The organism is Curtobacterium sp. CFBP9011, from assembly GCF_034045095.1.
GTDB lineage: Bacteria > Actinomycetota > Actinomycetes > Actinomycetales > Microbacteriaceae > Curtobacterium.
Map to the genome: position 1 here is coordinate 454,919 of NZ_JAXCWN010000003.1, position 18,425 is coordinate 473,343.

The following is an 18,425-nucleotide window of genomic DNA, read 5'->3' on the forward strand; positions in this document are numbered from 1 at the left end:
CTAGACTGGTCGGGTGTCGACCCTCAGTGACCTCGTCCTCGCACAAGGCCGTTCCTCCGAAGCCGACGTCGAGTGGCTGCACCTGCTCGTCGGTGACTGGCAGTTGCTCGCCGACCTGTCCTTCGCCGACATGGTGCTGTGGGTGCCGACCCGCGACGACTCGACCTTCGTCGCCGTCGCGCACGCTCGTCCGTCGTCCGCGGCGACGCTGTTCTACCGCGACATCGTCGGACAGGAGATCCGCGAGGAGTGGCGTGACCAGGTCACCCAGAGCTTCACGGGCAGCCGGGTCGTGGACTCGGCCGAGCCGGACTGGTACGAGGACACCCCGACCCGGGTTCGCGCGATCCCGGTCCTCCGCCGCCTGACCGCCAAGAGCGCGCAGACCACCGACCGGCCGATCGCCGTCGTGACGCGGCACTCCAACCAGGACGAGTCGCGCACGCCGAGCCGTCAGGAACTCAACTTCACCGCCAGCGCGAACGACCTGTTCGGGATGATCGCCACCGGCGACTTCCCGGACCTCGGCGCCCCTGCCGGTCCCCGTCGTGGGGCGCCGCGGGCGAGCGACGGTCTGCTCCGACTGGACACCGACGGCGTCGTCACGTTCGCCAGCCCGAACGGCCTCAGCGCCTTCAACCGGATGGGCTTCGACGGCGAACTCGAGCGCAAGTCCCTGGCCGAGGTGACGACCGAGCTGCTCGGTGCGCAGCTGGACGTCGACGAGTCCCTGCCGCTCGTCGTCACCGGGCGGGCTCCCTGGCGTGCCGACATCGAGGCGAAGGGCGTCACCGTGACGCTCCGGTCGATCCCGCTGCGTGACCACGGTGAGCGGATCGGGGCGGTCGTGCTCTGCCGCGACGTCACCGAGATGCGTCACCAGGAGCGCGAGCTGATCACGAAGGACGCGACGATCCGTGAGATCCACCACCGCGTCAAGAACAACCTGCAGACCGTCGCGTCCCTGCTCCGCATCCAGGCCCGCCGGACGCACTCGGACGAGGCTCGGACGTCCCTGCAGAACGCGATGCGCCGGGTCGCCGCGATCGCCGTCGTGCACGACACCCTGTCCACGGGCCTCAGCCAGACGGTCGACTTCGACGAGGTGTTCGACTCCGTCCTCAAGCTCGTGACCGAGGTCGCCGCGTCGCACAACACGACGGTCCACCCGAAGAAGACGGGGGAGTTCGGCGTCCTGCCGTCCGAGGCGGCCACCCCGCTCGCCCTCGGGCTCACCGAACTCGTCACGAACGCTGTGGAGCACGGGCTCGACGGACGCGATGGCGAGGTCGAGATCGTCGCGAACCGTCACGACGACCACCTCGAGATCCAGGTGCGCGACAACGGTGTGGGCCTGCCCGAGGGCAAGGTCGGCTCGGGTCTCGGTACCCAGATCGTCCGCACGCTCATCCAGGGCGAGCTGGGCGGCACCATCGACTGGCACACGCTCACGGGCAGCGGCACCGAGGTCACCATCTCGATCCCGTTCCGCTGGCTCACCGCCGGGACGGCTGCGTAGCGACCCCGATGGCACCTCGGTGCCGAGCGCGACGACGCCCGCCGGCCCCGAGGGGCACGGCGGGCGTCAGACGGTCTTGTGACCCTGCGGTGTCAGGAGGCGCGGCGGGCGCGGGCAGCCCGGCGCTTGAGCGCGCGACGCTCGTCCTCGCTGAGACCACCCCAGACGCCGGAGTCCTGGTTGTTCTCGAGTGCGTACTGGAGGCACATCTCGGTCACAGTGCATCGAGCACAGACCGACTTGGCCTTCTCGATCTGGTCGACGGCCGGGCCGGTGTTCCCGACGGGGAAGAAGAGCTCGGGGTCCGCGGTGAGGCAGGCTGCCTGGTCACGCCAATCCATGTGGTGGTGCTCCTTGCGTTAGATGCTCGAACGGCAGGCCGGGGCCGTGACTCGGGGGATCGGGACTCTGCACATGCTCATGTGATGTACGGGAGGCTTCCTGTGGGGAGGAGCCCGCTCGGGGAGAGTTCGACGCCCGCAGAACGCTCGGGGGAGGAGCGTCGAACCACGGGAGACGCACACCACATCGTGCCGTCCAAACGACCTCGAACATCGTTCCATACTGGTATGGCCAAATCAAGGGTTTCACTGCTGGAGGATCGCTGTGCCTGACACCATCCCGGACGACCAGGTCGTCCCCCGGGGGCGGCCTGCTGCGCTCCTCGTGCTCATCGTCGTCGTCGGACTCGAGTTCCTGGCGATGGCAGCGGTGACCGTCTTCCTGCTCGTCGAGCTCCTGACGGCCCCCGCGGCCAGCGTGGCTTCAGCGATCGCGCTGCTCGTCCTTGCCGTCCTCGCGACCCTCTGGCTCGGCGCCATGGTCGTCGGCCTGCGGCGCGGTCGGGCGTGGGTGCGGAGCGGGGTCGTCGTCTGGCAGGTCCTGCAGGGGGCACTCGCGATCGGCGCGTTCCAGGGCGTGTTCCGCGTCCCGGCCGTCGGCTGGGCGCTGCTCGTCCCCGCACTGCTCGCGATCACCCTGGTGCTCTCGAGGTCGGTGACCGCGGTCCTCGCACGACGCGACTGAGGCAACTGCCGCAGCAGCGCCGCGCGACGACAGCGGCGCAGCGCGGTCAGACCAGCCCGAGCTTCTTCCGCAGGCTCGCGACGTGTCCGGTGGCCTTCACGTTGTAGAGCGGCAGCTGTACCGAGCCGTCCTCATCCACGACGATCGTCGACCGGATCGTGCCCGTGACGATCTTGCCGTAGTTGTTCTTCTCGCCCCAGGCGCCGTACGCCCGGTGCACGGCGAGGTCCGGGTCGCTGAGCAGCGGGAAGCTCAGGGCCTGCTCGTGGTGGAACCGCTGCAGGGCCGGCAGGTCGTCCTTGGAGACGCCGAGGACCTCGTACCCGGCGGCCTGCAGGGACGACATGTTGTCGCGGAAGTCACACGCCTCGGTCGTGCACCCGGGGGTCGAGGCGGCGGGGTAGAAGTACACGATGACCTTGCGCCCACGGAGGTCGCCGAGCGCGTGCTCGGTGCCGTCCTGGTCGGGGAGGGTGAAGTCGGGTGCGGTGTCGCCGGCGGCGAGACGGTCGCTCAAGTGGGGCTCCTGTTCGTTGGGCGCCCCGAGTGGTCAGGAGCACGCAGAAGTCATGCTATTGTTGATTCCCGTCGCGGGGCGCACGCCCAAGAGGCAAGACAACTCAACACTCGCACCTCTAGCTCAATTGGCAGAGCAACTGACTCTTAATCAGTGGGTTCTCGGTTCAAGTCCGAGGGGGTGCACCACACGAAGACCCCGACCGATCCGGTCGGGGTCTTCTGCGTTGCAGGTCGATCGCCGCTGGAGCACCGACTGATCCGCGCCACGCCCGAGGCGCGGACGGCCCCCAACGTGCTGGCCGACGCGCCTGTGCAACACGGCAGGCGGGTACTCCGGACCGGAGCACCCGCCTGCCGGAGGGTCAGCGCCGCCGCACCCGTCGGATCCCGACGAGGACCCCGCCCGTGGCCGTCAGGAGCAGTGCCGCCGTGCTGACGGCCAGCAGGCCCGTGCTCCCGGTGAACGCGAGCGCGCCCGCCGTTCTCGTCGAGCCGTCGCTGGTGTCCTCGGATGCCGGGGCCGACGTGGGGGAGGCGGTGGCGTCACCGGACTCCCCGGAGTCGCCGGGGAGGGCCGGTTCGACCGGGACCATGCCGAAGCCCGGATCGACGGTGCCGGGTGGGTCGATGACGTCGTTCCCGGGCAGGATCCCGGCGTCGATCGTGTCGATCCGCTGCACCCCGACCAGCTCGCCGTCGGCGTCCGTGACCCGTGCGACCGTGGTCTCCGCAGTCCGGCCGTCCCGATCGGCGTCGGAGTCCACCGCCCGATCCGTCCCGACCAGCGCACGGGTGAACGAGTGGCCCTCGGGGGCGCGGAAGACGACCGTGTACTCGCCGGGTCGAAGCGCTCCGAAGCGGTAGTCGCCGGCACCGTCGGTCACGGTGGCGCGGTGGACGGTTCCGCCGTGGTCGTCCGTCCCGGTCAGGCGCACGTCGACACCAGCGATGCCCGGCTCGACGGGGTCCTGGATGCCGTTGCCGTCCTCGTCACTCCACACGTGGTCGCCCAGGGCGCCGGCGACGATGCGGATGCTCGCCGGGTTCGACAGCACGCCCAGCGACAGGTTCGAGGCGCGCAGGCCGAACCGGTTCGTGTACCGGTCTCCGTCGTGCTGCCCCTCGGTCTGCAGGACGATCCGGTGGGTGACGGTCTGGTCGACCGCGACGGCGGTGCCGCGGAGGAGGCGGAAGGCCGTCACGCCGGCGAGGGAGTCCGGACACCCCGCGGTGCCGAAGTCCACCTCGGCGCACCAGGTGGTCAACCCGCCGGGCTGGTTCGACGGGTGCGTCCCGTCGAGGTCGACGTCGCCTGCAGCCGCCGCGGTGTACGTGACGGACTCGTCGGCCGCTGCCTCGGGTACGACGGCTGCGGCGAGGTGTGCAGACCCGTGGAAGGACGAGTTCAGGGCGTCCCGGTCGAACGGCAGGACGTCGATCAGGTCGGCATCCTGGATCGGACTGGCGTCCGTGTTCGTGTAGTCGAGCTGCCACTCGAGGTGGTCGCCCGTGACGACGACCGGCTCGACGGCGGTCTCCCGGACCCCCACTCCGCCGGTGGCGACGATCTGGACGGCGCGCTCAGCCCCGCGGTACCGCTCGTCCGAACGGTCGCTCGGTGAGGCGACGACGACCTCGTTGACGACGGGGGCGGCGGGTGCGGTCTTCGACACTTCGGCGGTGTAGGTGATCGGGGTCAGCTCGGTGTTGGGGGCGACGTCGCGGAGGGTCCAGGTGAGACGCTGCCGCTGTTGACCGTCGGCGTCCGTGATCGTGTCCGTCTCCGGAGCGAGCGATCCGCTGTCGGCGACGTAGCTGACGTGCGGCGGCAGGACGTCCCGGACGGTGAGGTCGGACGGCTTGCCGGTCGTGTTGCCGTTCGTCAGGGACGGGTAGAGGGCGTAGTCGAGGGTGTTGCCCGCGACGGTGAAACTCGTCGCGTCAGGGGTGTCTGCGGCACCGTACCCGGCATCGACGACCTTCTTCGTGACCCGGGCGAGGTTCTCGGTGACGAGGACGCTGTCCGAGAGCCCGCCGGCAGCGAGTTCGGGGTCGGAGGTGACGTCGTGGACCCACGGCTCGTCGGCGCCGAATCGCAGATGGCCGAAGTCGCGGGCGCGGGTGCCGTCGGCGACGTCCTTCGTCTCGACGTAGGAGTACAACGCTGCGATCCTGCCGCCCGGGAGATCGCCCGCTGCGCGGATCGCTCCGACCGCGTCGATGCCGCCGGGGACGTCCTCGGGCTGGTCGTACCAGGGGCCGGTGCTGTCCTCGCACGTCGCCTGCCGCTGGCCTTCCCACGGGGTCGACATGTCGTAGGCGGCGTACTGCACCGTCCCTCCCGTGAGCCCTGTGCTCCACGCTGCGGTCTTCTGGGATCCGAGCCGCGTCAGCCGTTGGGTGGCGCGGTCGAAGGTGTCGCAGAGCGCGACACCTTCGAAGGGCCGGATGCCGTTGTTCCAAGCGCCGACATCGCTGCGGAGGACAGTGCCGGGCGTCACCCAAGGGTCGCCCTCCCTCGCTGAACCGGCCGAGACGACGGCTTCTCCGTCCTCGTCCTCCACTCGGTAGAGGTGCTTCGTTCCACCGCCGGGCGAAAGTTCCACGATGTTGCGTGTTGCTCGGTTGTCGGCAGTGGGTTCGGCGCCCCCAGGGAAGTTGGGAGCTCCGCTGATCGAGACCGTCCGCAGCGGTGAGTAGGTGTTCACCGAGTCCACGCTCGTGTCGGTCGGCGGTGTCGGCATCCACACGGACAGGTAGCCGGAGACGAAGTAGGCGCGGTTCGGCTGCGTCAGCACCCCGGTCACCCCGGCCGTGGGCACATGGGTCGGGTCCGTCACGGTGCCGGTGATCGTCACGGACACCGGTTCGCCGGCCGCGTCCTGTTCACAGGTGATCGTGCCGGACTCCGTGACGCTGCTGCTCGTGCCGCCACGACCACCGGGGAGGTTGCTGAACCGCCAGTCCGTCCGGTCGTTCACCCCGCAGACCGACTGGCCGCCGTTCCAGAGCACGGCTCCTGAGGGGAGACCACCGAGGATCTCCGAGAGGTCGTCGGTGAAGGTCATCGGTCCGGCGCTCCGCTCGAAGCCCAACAGGCCCTGTCCTGGAACAACCGGGTCCCAGTCGACGGTGATGGGGTAGACCAGCTGGATGCCGCGGGTCGTGCCGTCCGGACCGAGGACCTCCGTGTTCAGGCGTGAGGCTGTGATGTTCTTGCTGAGGTTGTACCGCGCCGCGGCTGACACCGTCACCGGCGGTGCGGCTGCAGTGATCAGGCCGTTCTCGGCATCATCCGCTGTTCCGGTCGCCACGACGTCGAGCCGGTCACCGTTCCGGAGGTCGCCGGAGAGGTCGAGGACGGCGGGGACGGCGACCGCCTGCCCTTCGGCGACGTCGCCGAGGTTGCACACGAGATCGGCACCCGCGATCGAGGACCCCACGCCCCGGCAGGGGCTGGGGACGCCGGCCCACGAGGTGCCCGCGGGAGCGGTGAGGGTGAAACGCTCGTTCGTGCTCGGGCCGCCGCTGGAGTTCATGGTGACGCGGTAGGTGACGGCGTCGAGGGTCCGCACGATCCTGTTGCCGGCGCCCGAGTCGGCCCCTGGGCCGTCCTCCGGAGTGAAGGGGCCGTTGCCGTCCTTCGCGATCTCGAGGGCCAACCCGACGACGGCGCCGGTGGCGGCGGTTGACGGCGGGTCGGTCGAAGTAGCCGCTGCGGCTGCGGTCGGAAGGGTCACGGCGAGTGTGACACCCAGCGCGAGAGCAGCACGCGTCATGGCGCGTGGTTGCATGAGGACTCCGTCTGTTGGTCGGTTCAGGCATCGCAGGTCGATGACTCCGGCGATGATATGCCGACATGGACAGGTGATACGCCCCACATGAACACGAAATACCGAACCGATATCGGACCCTTGGGTCACTCGAGATCGACGACCCGCTCCTCCCCGAGCACCGGCACGAGCGCGCCCGCCGACACGCTCGCCAGCTCCGCTTCGAGGGCCGCGATCCCGTCCGCCGGCACCCAGAGCTCGAACACCGCCTGTTCGCCGTACGCGGTGTCTCCCGGGGTGGCGTCGTGCCGTGCCACCCAGGCCCGCAGGGCGTTGTCGACCCGCCCGGCGTCGGCATGCGGCACCGCGACGCGCACCCTGGTGCGTGCGGCGCGTCGGACCACCGTCGCCCGGTCCAGCGCCTCGGACACGGAGGTCGAGTAGGCACGGACGAGGCCGCCGGCGCCGAGCTTCACCCCGCCGAACCACCGGCTGACGACCACGACGACGTCGGTCAGGTCGCGGCGTCGCAGGACCTCCAGCATCGGCACCCCGGCGGTGCCGGAGGGTTCGCCGTCGTCGGAGGAGCGCGCCTGGTCACCCAGGACGCCCGTCACCATCGCGCTGCAGTGGTGCCGTGCGTCCCAGGACCGTCGGCGGACGTCGGCGATCACGGCCTCGGCGGCTGCCGGGTCCTGGGCGGGGTGTGCGGTCGTGACGAACCGGGAGCGGGAGACGACGAACTCGTGCTCGACCGGGCCGGCGATGGTCGAGGGGTACCGGCGCGACACCCTTCCGAGGGTAGTCGGGCAGTAGTATGGCGGAGCACGGGGATCGAAGGGGGACGACGATGAGGGCATCACTGCCGAAGGGCGGCGTGCTCGACGCGGGCGAACTCGCGCGTCGGCTCAACCTGCTGCTCGACTTCGAGGAGTCGCAGCGCGGCGCCCCCGTGCCCTTCGCCGAGATCGAGCAGTACGTCGACGCGCGCGGCGGGTCGCTCTCCCGGGCGAAGTGGACCTACATGGTGTCCGGGGACGGCCGACGCAACAGCGACACCCAGCTCCTCCGACTGCTGGCCGGCTTCTTCGAGGTCGACGACGCCTTCCTGCTCGAGGACAGCGACCTGCCCGAACGCATCGGCGCGCAGCTCGCACTCGTCCGGTCGATCCGGTCAGCACGGGTCAGCGGTTTCGCGGCGCGGACGTTCCCGGGGGAGCTCTCCCCGGACGCACTCCGGCGCATCGCCGAGGTCATCGAGCAGGAGTCCCGTCGCGGCGGTGCCGCATGAGCGACCCCCGCGTCCTCGAACGCTTCTGGGAGATGGGTGCCGACGCGGGCTGGACGGGGATCGAGGACGCCGTCGCCGCTGCCGAGCAGCTCGTCGGCAAGCCGATCCGGGTCCGGGAAGAGTCGTTCCTGGCCGACGAGCCGGTGTGCGGCTTCGTGGCGACCCTCGAGCACCAGCACCTGGTGATGATCTCGCCGACGCCGTCCCCGACGTTCCGCGCGTTCGTGATCGGGCACGAGCTCGGCCACGTCCTGCACGGGCACCAGGAGTCCGCTCCCCAGGCTGCGGCGATCCGCGCGCTGATCCCGGACCTGCCGCGGTACAAGGTCGAGCGCGCGCTCGCCCGGGGCCTGTTCGAGAACGAGTACGAACGGCAGGCCGAGCTCTTCGCGGACCGTCTCGCGCAGCTCATCCGGGGTCACCGCGAGCGTCCCAGCCCGTTCCGCGGGGTCTTCGGGTGATCCTCGCGCTGGTCCAGGCGGTCCTGCTGGTCGCCGGCACGGTCGTGCTGGCGTTCCTGCAGCGCGGCCAGGACCGGACGCTGACGATGACGTTCCTGCTGTTCTCGGCGACGATCGTCGCCGGCGTCGATCCGCTGAACCGCGCCGTGGACCCGTTGCTCGGTGGTCGGAACGTGCTGACGCTGGTCTGTGACGTGCTCATGGTCCTGGGGACCAGCACGCTGCTCTGGGGCGTCGCGAAGGCCGTCGGGGCAGCGCGCGTCTGGATGCGGAACGTCGTCGTCGGTTCGTGCTCGGTCGTCCTCGTGCTCATCGTCCTGGCCTTCGCCACGCTCGACCCGGTGCCGACGACGACCACCTTCATGCTCGCGGTCGGGCACCAGCCGACGGCGGCCGTGTACTCGATCGCGCAGACGACCTACCTCGGCCTGGCGCTCGGTGCGACGGGCGTCATCTGCGTGCTGCGCGTCCGGGAGGCCCGCACCGGCCTCGACCGCGTCGGACTCTGGGTGCTCGTCGCCGGTGGGGTGTTCGGTGCCGTCCGCATGGTCGTCGTCGCCGTGATGGACCTGGCGCACGTCGCCGGTCGGATCGACGTCACGCACGCCCTTGGCCTGCCGTACGACATCACGACGCCGGGGGCCGTCCTGCTGGTCGCCTCCGGCATGCTCCTGCTGGTCGTCGGGCACCGGGTCGGGCAGGGCCGACGCAGTGCTGCGCTGGCCCGGGCGCTCCAGCGCCTCGAGCCCGTGCACGCGCGGCTCGGCACCGACAACGAGTACCCCGACTCGGACGACCCGGCGACCCGGTTGAGCCGGCTCATCGTCGAGGTCAACGACGGCGCGCGTCGCAGCCGCCGACCGCTCGACGCCGCGGACCGAGCGGCCCTCGCCGAGGCCGAAGCGGTCCTCGCCACCGCCTGAGCGGAGCTCGCGCACGGGCCCTGAGCTGGGCACGGAGCCCGGCCCGGAACCCGGCTCGGTGAACATCCGGCGCGGATCCCTCGCGGCCCGTCGGGGCCGGCACGCCCCTCGTGTAGGCTCTGTAGCACGTGCTACACCTGGTGTGGTCGCGGGTCTCGGCCGGTCGTGGGGGGCGGCCGAGGCCCGGACGTACAATCGTCGGGTGCTCGTCTTCGCCGCAGTGGTCCTGTTCATCGGTGCCGTCTTCAACGTGATCGCCTGGCCGCGCTTCTTCCAGCGCGTCGCGAAGGACACCCGTGCCCGCGACGCCGCCGGCCGTCCGACGACGTTCTGGCGCGTGCACTTCATCCTGATGCTCATCGGGCTCGCGATCGCCGCCGCCTCGGTCGTGGCCGCGGTGCTGCTGCTCGTCTGACGACGGCACCGCACCCAGATCTGACGGACGGGAGGCCCGTGGCGGCACCGCCACGGGCCTCCCGTCCGGTCACCGCACCGGGGGCACCCGTGCCGTCACGGCACGAGGCCAGCCGCGCTACGAGGCCGCCGGCACGAGGCCGCCGGCACGAGGCCGCCGGCACGAGGGCAGCCGCGCTACGACGCCGCCGGCATCGGCGCGCCGAGCGCCGAGCGCAGCGCCATGTCCGCGAGCGACTCGTCCGCGGGGGAGAGCAGGACACGCCAGACGTCCGCCAGCGTGACGAACTCGACGCACACCGCGTCGAAGTCGCACTCCTCGATCCGCCAGCCCAGGACGGCCTCCATCGGCACGGGCAGCAGCGTCTCGCGCTCGTAGCTGGTCTCGGCCGTCACGCGGTCGCGGAACACGCGGACCCGGCAGAGCGCACCACGCCAGGTGTGCTGCAGGTCGAGCGTCGGGAGAACAGGAGAGTCCGGCACCCGCTGATCGTACCCGCGGGTGCCGGACTCGGTCGACCCTGTCCGGGCCGGGCGGTTCCTGAGTGGACAGGGGTCAGGCGGTGCCGTCGTCGCCGTCACGTCGGCGGACCTGGGCGGCCGGGTCGCGGCCGTTCACCGGGTAGGGCCCGGTGACGCCCTGCCGCAGCGAGGCGATGCGCAGGATGCGGTCACGCTGCAGGAACCAGCCGACGATGAGCAGCGGGATGACGATGACGAGCGACGCGATCGTGTAGGTCCCGATCGGGTAGTCGATCGCCATGAGCACGATCACCGCGGCGAGGAAGGCCAGCGTCAGCCAGGCCGTGACCGGAGCGCCCGGCAGCCGGAACGTCGGTTCCTTCGCGAGCCCCTGCTTTGCCCACTGCCGCAGTTTCATCTGACAGAGGATGATCGTGCCCCACGCGGTGATGATGCCGAGGCTCGCGATGTTCAGGGCGATCTCGAACGCCTGCCCGGGGACGAAGTAGTTGAGCGCGACGCCGGCGACGGTGAACGCCGCGGTCAGCAGGATGCCGGCGTACGGCACCCCGCCCTTCGACATCTTCGTGGTCCACTTCGGCGCGGAGCCGTTCATGCCCATCGAGTGCAGCGCACGTCCGGTCGAGTAGAGGCCGGCGTTCAGCGAGGACAGCGCGGCGGTGAGCACGACGAAGTTCATGATCGACCCGACGATGACGCCGACGTGCGGGTTGCCGAGCGACGAGAAGAACGTCACGAACGGGCTCTCGCCCTTCTTGTACGCCGTGTAGGGCAGCAGGATCGAGAGCAGCACGATCGAGCCGACGTAGAACACCGCGATGCGGAAGACGACGGAGTTGATGGCGCGGGGGATGACCTTCTCGGTGTCCTGCGTCTCACCGGAGGCGGTGCCGACGAGCTCGATCGCGGCGTAGGCGAACACGACGCCCTGGATGACGAGGACGGCCGGCAGGACGCCGTTCGGCAGGATGCCGCCGTTGTCGCCCCAGATCGAGAAGCCGGTGCGGACCGCCTCGCCGCCGGTCTCCACCGGGAACGCGAAGACCAGCCAGATGATGGCCACCACGAGGAACGCGACCAGGGCGGCGACCTTGATGAGCGCGAACCAGAACTCGAGCTCGCCGAACACCTTCACCGCGACCATGTTGGCCGCCAGCACGACGACCAGGGCGATGAGGGCGAGCAGCCACTGCGGTGCGGCGGTGAACGCCGACCAGTACTTCAGGTAGACCGCGACGGCCGTCGTGTCCACGATCGACGTCATCGCCCAGTTGAGGAAGTACATCCAGCCGGCGGCGTAGGCGAACTTCTCGCCGTAGAACTCCCGCGCGTACGAGATGAACGAGCCCGAGGACGGCCGGTGCAGCACGAGTTCGCCGAGTGCCCGGAGGATGAAGAAGGCGAACACGCCCGCGATCAGGTAGGTGATCGCGAGCGCTGGTCCGGCGTTGTGCAACCGTTCCCCGGCACCGAGGAAGAGCCCCGTGCCGATGGCGCCACCGATGGCGATCATCTGCAGCTGGCGGGGCTTCAACCCGTGCTGGTAGCCCTCTTGCTCGTGCGAGAAGTCGTTCGCCGGAGCGCGGTCCACGCCCGTGTCGTTCTGCGCTGTCATGGCGAGAACGCTACCGCTGGACGCACGTCGGGGGCACGCTGCGACACCATGGGGAGATGGACATCCTCCTCAGACTGCTCGTCGCGATCGGGTTCGCGCTGCTCCTCACGGCGGTGGCGGCCCTGGTCCTGCACCTGGTGTTCCGTGCCCTCGGTCGGCGTGAACGCTGGGCGCTCGCGCTCTCCCGGCGGACGAAACACCCGACCCGCAGCACCCTGCTCGTCGCCCTGCTCTGGACGGCGTTCACGACGAGCGTGCCGAACGACCTCGACCGGTTCCCGTGGCGCGACGACGTCTCGCACGTCTTCCTCATCGTGATGATCGGCGTCGGTTGCTGGCTGGCGTGCGAGCTGGCGATCTTCCTCGAGAGCCTCGGCCTGCACCGGTACCGCGTCGACGTCCCGGACAACCGTGTCGCCCGTCGGGTGCGCACGCAGGTGCTCATCATCCGCCGGCTGACGGTCGCCGTCCTCGTCATCATCGCCGTCGGCGCGATCCTGCTCACCTTCCCCGGGGTGGAGGCCGCGGGCGCGAGCGTCCTCGCCAGCGCCGGTCTGCTGTCGGTGATCGCCGGTCTCGCCGCGCAGTCGATGCTCGGCAACGTCTTCGCGGGCATGCAGCTCGCCTTCTCCGGGTCGATCCGCGTCGACGACGTGGTCGTGGTCGAGGCGCAGTGGGGACGGATCGAGGAGATCACCCTCACCTACGTCGTCGTGCACCTGTGGGACGACCGCCGGTTCGTGCTGCCGTCCACGTACTTCACGAGCACACCGTTCGAGAACTGGACGCGGACGAGCAGTGAGCTCCTCGGTGCCGTCGAGTTCGACCTGGACTGGCGGGTCAGCCCGTCCGACATGCGCGAGGAACTCGACCGGATCCTCGCGACGAGCACGATCTGGGACGGCCGCACCAAGGTCCTGCAGGTCACGGACGCGGTCGGCGGGCTGGTCCGGGTGCGGATCCTGGTCACCGCCCCCGATGCCGGCGGGCTCTTCGACCTGCGCTGCTACGTCCGTGAGGAGATGGTCGAGTGGGTGCAGCGCCACCACCCCGACGCGCTCCCGCTGCAGCGCGTGCAGCTCACCGAGCCGACCCGCACGCCGCCGACCCGACGCTCCGCGCGCAGCGAAGCCGATTCGCAGCTCTTCGGCGAGGGTGACGAACGCTCCGCCCTCTTCACCGGACCGATCCAGACCTCCGGCATCCACGCCGACGAGGTCCCGCCCGATCCCCGAGCCCGGTAGGCACGCCGACCCGTGCCGCAGACGGACGGGAGGCCCGGTACCAGCTGGTACCGGGCCTCCCGTCTTCGTCCGTGGTCGCGTCGCGACCGCGGTGGGGGACTAGCGCTGCTTCGACTTCACCGCACGGTCGTCCTCGACGACCGTCCCGACCGCCACGATCGTCGTCGCGAGCCAGGCCACCCAGGTCAGGGCGAGCCGCCAGTCGCGCGGTCCGCGCCTGGACGTCTGCAGCACGCTGTAGCCGCTGATGAGCGAGCCCCACACCGCACCACTGAACATGAACTTCCGCACGGGTTCCTCCTCTTGGTCGTCCTCGCCACGTTACCGGGCGCTACATTGGAGCGCCGCCGGGCGCACAGGGACCTCCGGCAACGAACGAGGAGCCACATCGTGCGCCAAGCAGTCATCGGAGCCGTCCTGCTCGCCGTCGGGGCGGTGTGCGTCGCCCTCGGCCTGTTGCCGCTGCCGGAACTCGGTGCCCTCGCCGCCCGCGTGCTGCCGGTCCTGGGCTTCGTCCTCGGCCTGACCATCGTCTCCGAACTCGCCGCGGACGCCGGCGTCTTCGACCGGCTGGCCGACGTCGCCGCCCGGGTCGGCGGCGGCCGGACCATCGGGCTGTGGGGCGCGGTCGTCGTCCTCGCCGTGGTGTGCACGGTCTTCCTGTCGATCGACACCACCGCGGTGCTGCTCACCCCGATCGTCATCACGCTCGCGCGCCGGGTGGGGCTGCCGCCGATGCCGTTCGCGCTGACCACCGTGTGGCTCGCGAACACCGCGTCCCTGCTGCTGCCGGTGTCGAACCTCACGAACCTGCTCGCCGTCGACAAGATCGGGCTCGACGGGCCGCTGCCGTTCGCCGGCCTGATGGTGTGGGCCGCCCTGGCCGGGGTCGTCGTGCCCTGCGCGGTGCTGCTCGTCGTGTTCCGCCGGTCGCTGTTCGGCCGGTACACGCCGGTCGGGCTGCGGAAGGCGTCCGACCCGGTGTTCTTCTGGGCGGCGTCCGCGGTGCTCGTGGCCCTCGTCGTCGCGCTGACCGCCGGGGTCGAGGTCTGGGTGGCCGCGGTCGCCGCCGCGGTCCTGCTCGTCGTCGTCGCCGCCTTCCGGGCGCCGTCCGAGCTGAAGCCGTCCCGGGTGCCGTGGTCGACGCTCGTCTTCGCCGCCGGGCTCTTCGTCGTCGTCGAGACCCTGCACGCCACCGGCGTCACCGACCCGATCGTGCACGCCCTCGGCGGCGGCACGGGCAGCGGCTCCCTGCTGCTCCTCGGCGGTGCGGGCGCGGTCGCGGCGAACGCGATCGACAACCTGCCCGCCTACCTGGTGCTCGAGCCGGCGGCGGGGCACGAGGCCCTGCGGTACGCGGCGCTGCTCGTCGGCGTCAACGCGGGCTGCCTGATCACGCCGTGGGCCTCGCTTGCGACGCTGCTGTGGCACGCACGACTGACGGCCGAGGGCATCCACCTGTCGTGGGGTCGCTACATCGCGCTCGGCTGCATCGTGGCGCCGCTCACCGTCGTCGCCGGCGTGTTCGCGCTCGCGATCTGATCCCGGCCGGGCCGGGCCTCACAGCCCCCGGGCCGGGCCTCACAGCCAGTCGCGGTGCTTGAACGACCGGTAGAGCAGCAGCGACGACGCGACGGTGAGCGCGATCGACGCCCACAGCCCGCTCCAGGCCCCCTCGCCGGGGAACTCCACGTTCTGCCCGAAGAAGCTGGTGATGCCGGTCGGGATCGCGATGATCGCCGCCCAGCTCGTCACCTTCTTCATCACGGTGTTCTGCCGGTTCGACGCCAGGTTGAGGTTCGTGTCGAGGACGCTCGACACCGCGTCCCGCTGCTGGTCGACCGAGTCGGCGATCGACACCAGGTGGTCCTCGACGTCCCGGAAGTAGGGGCGGACGCCGTCGATGATCGTCTCGGCGTCGCCGTGCAGCAGCGAACCGACGCTGTCCCGGGTCGGGACGACCAGCCGGCGGAGCACCCCGAGCGCCTTGCGCAGGCGGAACGAGCGGCGCTGGATCTGCTGCTCGCGCGGGTCGCCGGTCTCGAACAGGTCGTCCTCGAGCGCGTCGATGTCCCGCTCGATGGTCTCGAGGACGCTCGTGGCGTGGTCGACCACAGCGTCGAGCAGTCCCCAGAGCAACCAGGGCACGCCGTGGTCGGCCAGGTCGCTGTTCGCGTCCCACCGGCGCTGGACGGCCGCGGTGTCGAAGTCGGCGCCGTGGATCGTGACGAGGGCGTGCTTCGTGACGAAGGCCTTCACCTCGTGGGTGACGATCGAGCCGTCCTTCCCCGGACCGTGGGCGTCGTAGACCACCAGGAACAGGCTGTCCCGGTACCGGTCGAGCTTCGGCCGCTGCCCGCTCTCGACGGCGTCCTCCACCGCGAGGACGTGGATGCCGAGTTCTTCCTGCACCTGTTCGAGGTCCGAGGCCTGCGGATCGGTGAAGTCGATCCAGACGAAGGCACCGTCGCGGGCGACGAGGTCCGAGACCTGCTCCACGGGGAAGTCCCGCTCCGCCGACGAACCGTCCTGCCAGCAGCGCGTGCTCACCATGGGGCGAGCCTAGTGACGGTGCGCTGCGTGCCGGACCCGGCCCCGGGCCTCCCGGTCGGGCACGGGTGAACGTCCCCTCAGCCCGGCCACCCGCGCGCTGGTAGTTTCGGTGCCGACGCCCCGGCAGGCCGCCGGGCAGGAACGGAGCACCCGCCACCCATGCCCGCAGACCGCACCGACAGCACGCGCTACGCCTTCGTCGTCGCCTCCAACCGCCTCCCCGTGGACCGCGTCGTCGAGGACGACGGAACCGAGGGCTGGCGGCACTCGCCGGGCGGCCTCGTCACCGCACTCGAGCCGGTGATGCGGGCGAACGACGGCGCCTGGGTCGGATGGGTCGGGCAGCCGGACGTCACCGTCGAGCCGTTCGACAACGAGGGCATCCACATCGTCCCGGTGCCGCTCAGCGCCGACGACGTGCAGGAGTACTACGAGGGCTTCAGCAACGACACGCTCTGGCCGCTCTACCACGACGTCATCGAGCACCCGAGCTACCACCGCGACTGGTGGAACGCCTACAAGCGCGTGAACCAGCGCTTCGCGGAGCAGATCGCCGAGATCGTCGAGCAGGACGGCATCGTCTGGGTGCAGGACTACCAGCTGCAGCTCGTGCCGGCGCTGCTCCGTGCGCTCCGTCCCGACCTGACCATCGGCTTCTTCAACCACATCCCGTTCCCGCCGGTCGGCATCTACGCGCAGCTGCCGTGGCGCGCCCAGATCCTCGACGGCCTGCTCGGCGCCGACGTGATCGGGTTCCAGCGCCAGGACGACGCCAGCGACTTCCTCCGCGCGGTCCGGCACATCAAGGGCTACACGACCAAGGGCTCCACGGTGGACGTGCCCGTCGACGACCCGAAGGCGCCGCGCAGCCGCAAGGGCATCACCGTCCGGCACGTCGAGGCCCGCCACTTCCCGATCTCGATCGACGCCGAGAGCTTCGAGGAGATCGCCCGGCGACCCGAGGTGCAGCAGCGCGCCAAGGAGATCCGTGACGGTCTCGGCAACCCGAAGACCGTCCTGCTCGGTGTCGACCGGCTCGACTACACCAAGGGGATCCGGCACCGCATCAAGGCGTTCGGCGAACTGGTGGAGGACGGCCGTCTGGCGGTCGAGGACGCCGCGCTCATCCAGGTCGCCAGCCCGAGCCGCGAACGGGTCGACACGTACCGGATGCTCCGCGACGAGATCGAGCTCAGCGTCGGTCGCATCAACGGCGACCTCGGCGTGATCGGCCACCAGCCGATCTCGTACCTGCACCACGGGTACCCGCGGGAGGAGATGGTCGCGCTGTACCTGGCGGCCGACATCATGCTCGTCACCGCCCTCCGCGACGGCATGAACCTCGTCGCGAAGGAGTACGTCGCCTCCCGCCACGACAACGACGGCGTCCTGATCCTGTCCGAGTTCGCCGGTGCCGCCGACGAGCTCAAGCAGGCCGTGATCGTCAACCCGCACGACATCGGGGCGCTCAAGGACTCGATCCAGCGCGCCATCGAGATGCCGCGTCGCGAGCGGTCGACCCGGATGCGTGCGCTCCGCAAGCGCGTGAAGGACAACGACGTGGCCCGGTGGTCGCGCTCGTTCCTCGAAGCCCTCGACCGGCACGCGCCCAAGGGCGCCCAGATCGACCCGGAGTCGGTCGAGCAGGGCGAGCCGCACCGCGAGGCGCAGACCGACGGCACGTCGATCTTCGACCAGGACGCACAGAAGGCGCGCGCCGCCGAGGACACCCGGGAGGACCGTGATGCCTGACCAGACGACGGACGGCGGTCTCGTGGCGGCCCTCGAGACGCTCGCGGCTGCGCCGCGACTGCTCGTGGCGCTCGACTTCGACGGCACGCTCGCGCCCTTCGCCGACGACCCGTCCCAGGTCGGCGCGCTGCCCGGCAGCTGGGCGGCGGTCCTGACCCTGCAGCGGGCCCGCGACACCGAGGTCGTGCTCGTCTCCGGTCGACCGCTCGGCAGTCTGGCCGCGGTGTCGCACGCGCCCGAGGGCATGGCGCTGATCGGTTCGCACGGCGTCGAGTGGCGGGTCGACGGCCACGACGAGGACGCCCTCACGCCGGACGAGACGGCCCGGGTGGCCCGCATCGGTGCGGCGCTCGACGAGGTCGGTGCCCGGCACCCGGGTGTCGTCATCGAGCACAAGCCCGCCGGCCACGGCGTGCACACCCGACGGGTCAGTGCCGACGAGGCGGCGGCCACGAACGCCGAGGCCAGCCGGGCGGCGCACGACGCCGACGCCGACGTGCTCGAGCGCGGTGGCAAGGACATCCTCGAGTTCGCCGTCCGGCACGTCACGAAGGGCGACGCGATCGAGCGACTGCGTGCCCTTCGCGGTGCCGACGCGGTGTTCTTCGCGGGTGACGACGTCACGGACGAGGACGCCTTCCGGGTGCTCCACGACGGCGACGTCGGCGTGAAGGTGGGGGAGGGCGAGACCCTCGCCACCCATCGCGTCGCCGACCCGGCGGCCCTGACCGACGTCCTGAAGCAGCTGGCGCGAGCGCGGGCGACCCGCTGACCCGGCCACGGGCCTCCCGTCCGCGGTCCCTCCGCTCGGCCTGACCCGCAAGAAACCGGTGTTCGTCGGATGCGCCGCGT

18 protein-coding genes and 1 tRNA gene are annotated in these 18,425 nt (G+C 70.8%); 11 read left to right on the forward strand and 8 right to left on the reverse strand.

Features of this window, described 5'->3' with window-relative positions:
• Positions 1 to 13 precede the first annotated feature (13 nt).
• Entirely contained in the window at positions 14 to 1,519 is a 1,506-nt protein-coding gene (locus SOM35_RS09425; protein ID WP_111076335.1) for a sensor histidine kinase, read from the forward strand.
• Positions 1,520 to 1,611: 92 nt separating this feature from the next.
• Here SOM35_RS09425 and SOM35_RS09430 read toward each other — a convergent pair whose 3' ends face one another.
• A complete protein-coding gene (locus tag SOM35_RS09430; protein WP_022904217.1) occupies positions 1,612 to 1,860 on the reverse strand; it encodes a WhiB family transcriptional regulator in 249 nt (82 codons plus the stop codon).
• Positions 1,861 to 2,125: 265 nt separating this feature from the next.
• On the opposite strand from SOM35_RS09430, the gene SOM35_RS09435 reads away from it, so the two are divergent.
• Positions 2,126 to 2,545 (forward strand): hypothetical protein, encoded by a 420-nt coding sequence (locus tag SOM35_RS09435; RefSeq protein ID WP_320515191.1) that lies wholly within the window; start codon positions 2,126 to 2,128, stop codon positions 2,543 to 2,545.
• 46 nt (positions 2,546 to 2,591) lie between these two features.
• Here the strand turns inward: SOM35_RS09435 and bcp are convergent, their stop codons facing one another.
• Positions 2,592 to 3,062 carry a thioredoxin-dependent thiol peroxidase gene (gene bcp, locus SOM35_RS09440; protein ID WP_320515192.1) on the reverse strand — a complete coding sequence of 157 codons (471 nt, stop codon included), beginning with the start codon at positions 3,060 to 3,062 and terminating at the stop codon, positions 2,592 to 2,594.
• 112 nt (positions 3,063 to 3,174) lie between these two features.
• Between bcp and SOM35_RS09445 the strand changes: the two genes are divergently transcribed.
• Positions 3,175 to 3,250: transfer RNA gene (locus tag SOM35_RS09445), tRNA-Lys, on the forward strand.
• 176 nt (positions 3,251 to 3,426) lie between these two features.
• Here the strand turns inward: SOM35_RS09445 and SOM35_RS09450 are convergent.
• Positions 3,427 to 6,804 carry an SdrD B-like domain-containing protein gene (locus tag SOM35_RS09450; RefSeq protein WP_320515193.1) on the reverse strand — a complete coding sequence of 1,126 codons (3,378 nt, stop codon included), beginning with the start codon at positions 6,802 to 6,804 and terminating at the stop codon, positions 3,427 to 3,429.
• A gap of 179 nt (positions 6,805 to 6,983) precedes the next feature.
• Entirely contained in the window at positions 6,984 to 7,628 is a 645-nt protein-coding gene (locus SOM35_RS09455) for an IMPACT family protein (protein WP_320515194.1), read from the reverse strand.
• A 59-nt stretch (positions 7,629 to 7,687) separates the two neighbouring features.
• Between SOM35_RS09455 and SOM35_RS09460 the strand changes: the two genes are divergently transcribed.
• From SOM35_RS09460 to SOM35_RS09475, 4 genes are all read left to right on the forward strand, one after another.
• Entirely contained in the window at positions 7,688 to 8,128 is a 441-nt protein-coding gene (locus SOM35_RS09460; RefSeq protein WP_320515195.1) for a hypothetical protein, read from the forward strand.
• Positions 8,125 to 8,589: an ImmA/IrrE family metallo-endopeptidase gene (locus tag SOM35_RS09465; RefSeq protein WP_320515196.1), complete on the forward strand. Its 465-nt coding sequence runs from the start codon at positions 8,125 to 8,127 to the stop codon at positions 8,587 to 8,589. The genes SOM35_RS09460 and SOM35_RS09465 overlap by 4 nt, the downstream gene beginning before the upstream one ends.
• On the forward strand, positions 8,586 to 9,512 hold the full coding sequence (locus SOM35_RS09470; RefSeq protein ID WP_320515197.1) for a hypothetical protein: 927 nt from the start codon (positions 8,586 to 8,588) through the stop codon (positions 9,510 to 9,512). The genes SOM35_RS09465 and SOM35_RS09470 overlap by 4 nt, the downstream gene beginning before the upstream one ends.
• 202 nt (positions 9,513 to 9,714) lie before the next feature.
• Complete coding sequence (locus tag SOM35_RS09475; protein ID WP_111076340.1) at positions 9,715 to 9,927, forward strand: SCO4848 family membrane protein; 213 nt, start codon at positions 9,715 to 9,717, stop codon at positions 9,925 to 9,927.
• A 176-nt stretch (positions 9,928 to 10,103) separates the two neighbouring features.
• Here the strand turns inward: SOM35_RS09475 and SOM35_RS09480 are convergent, their stop codons facing one another.
• Both SOM35_RS09480 and SOM35_RS09485 read right to left on the reverse strand, forming a co-directional pair.
• The gene (locus SOM35_RS09480) at positions 10,104 to 10,409 is read right to left on the reverse strand and encodes a hypothetical protein (RefSeq protein WP_111076327.1); all 306 of its coding nucleotides are present in this window, start codon (positions 10,407 to 10,409) and stop codon (positions 10,104 to 10,106) included.
• Positions 10,410 to 10,482: 73 nt separating this feature from the next.
• On the reverse strand, positions 10,483 to 12,024 hold the full coding sequence (locus tag SOM35_RS09485) for an amino acid permease (protein ID WP_221849617.1): 1,542 nt from the start codon (positions 12,022 to 12,024) through the stop codon (positions 10,483 to 10,485).
• Positions 12,025 to 12,080: 56 nt separating this feature from the next.
• Between SOM35_RS09485 and SOM35_RS09490 the strand changes: the two genes are divergently transcribed.
• A complete protein-coding gene (locus SOM35_RS09490; RefSeq protein WP_320515198.1) occupies positions 12,081 to 13,268 on the forward strand; it encodes a mechanosensitive ion channel family protein in 1,188 nt (395 codons plus the stop codon).
• Positions 13,269 to 13,367: 99 nt separating this feature from the next.
• Here the strand turns inward: SOM35_RS09490 and SOM35_RS09495 are convergent, their stop codons facing one another.
• Positions 13,368 to 13,559, reverse strand: a complete 192-nt coding sequence (locus tag SOM35_RS09495; RefSeq protein WP_110904698.1) for a hypothetical protein — start codon at positions 13,557 to 13,559, stop codon at positions 13,368 to 13,370.
• A 99-nt stretch (positions 13,560 to 13,658) separates the two neighbouring features.
• On the opposite strand from SOM35_RS09495, the gene SOM35_RS09500 reads away from it, so the two are divergent.
• Positions 13,659 to 14,810 carry an SLC13 family permease gene (locus SOM35_RS09500; protein ID WP_111076324.1) on the forward strand — a complete coding sequence of 384 codons (1,152 nt, stop codon included), beginning with the start codon at positions 13,659 to 13,661 and terminating at the stop codon, positions 14,808 to 14,810.
• 39 nt (positions 14,811 to 14,849) lie between these two features.
• On the opposite strand, the gene SOM35_RS09505 is transcribed toward SOM35_RS09500, so the two are convergent.
• Entirely contained in the window at positions 14,850 to 15,821 is a 972-nt protein-coding gene (locus SOM35_RS09505; RefSeq protein ID WP_320515199.1) for a magnesium transporter CorA family protein, read from the reverse strand.
• Between the two features lie 159 nt (positions 15,822 to 15,980).
• On the opposite strand from SOM35_RS09505, the gene otsA reads away from it, so the two are divergent.
• Together otsA and otsB are read left to right on the forward strand one after the other, a co-directional pair.
• Positions 15,981 to 17,573, forward strand: a complete 1,593-nt coding sequence (gene otsA, locus SOM35_RS09510) for an alpha,alpha-trehalose-phosphate synthase (UDP-forming) (protein ID WP_111076322.1) — start codon at positions 15,981 to 15,983, stop codon at positions 17,571 to 17,573.
• The gene (gene otsB / locus SOM35_RS09515) at positions 17,566 to 18,345 is read left to right on the forward strand and encodes a trehalose-phosphatase (protein WP_320515200.1); all 780 of its coding nucleotides are present in this window, start codon (positions 17,566 to 17,568) and stop codon (positions 18,343 to 18,345) included. Before otsA ends, otsB begins: the two co-directional genes overlap by 8 nt.
• Positions 18,346 to 18,425 lie beyond the last annotated feature (80 nt).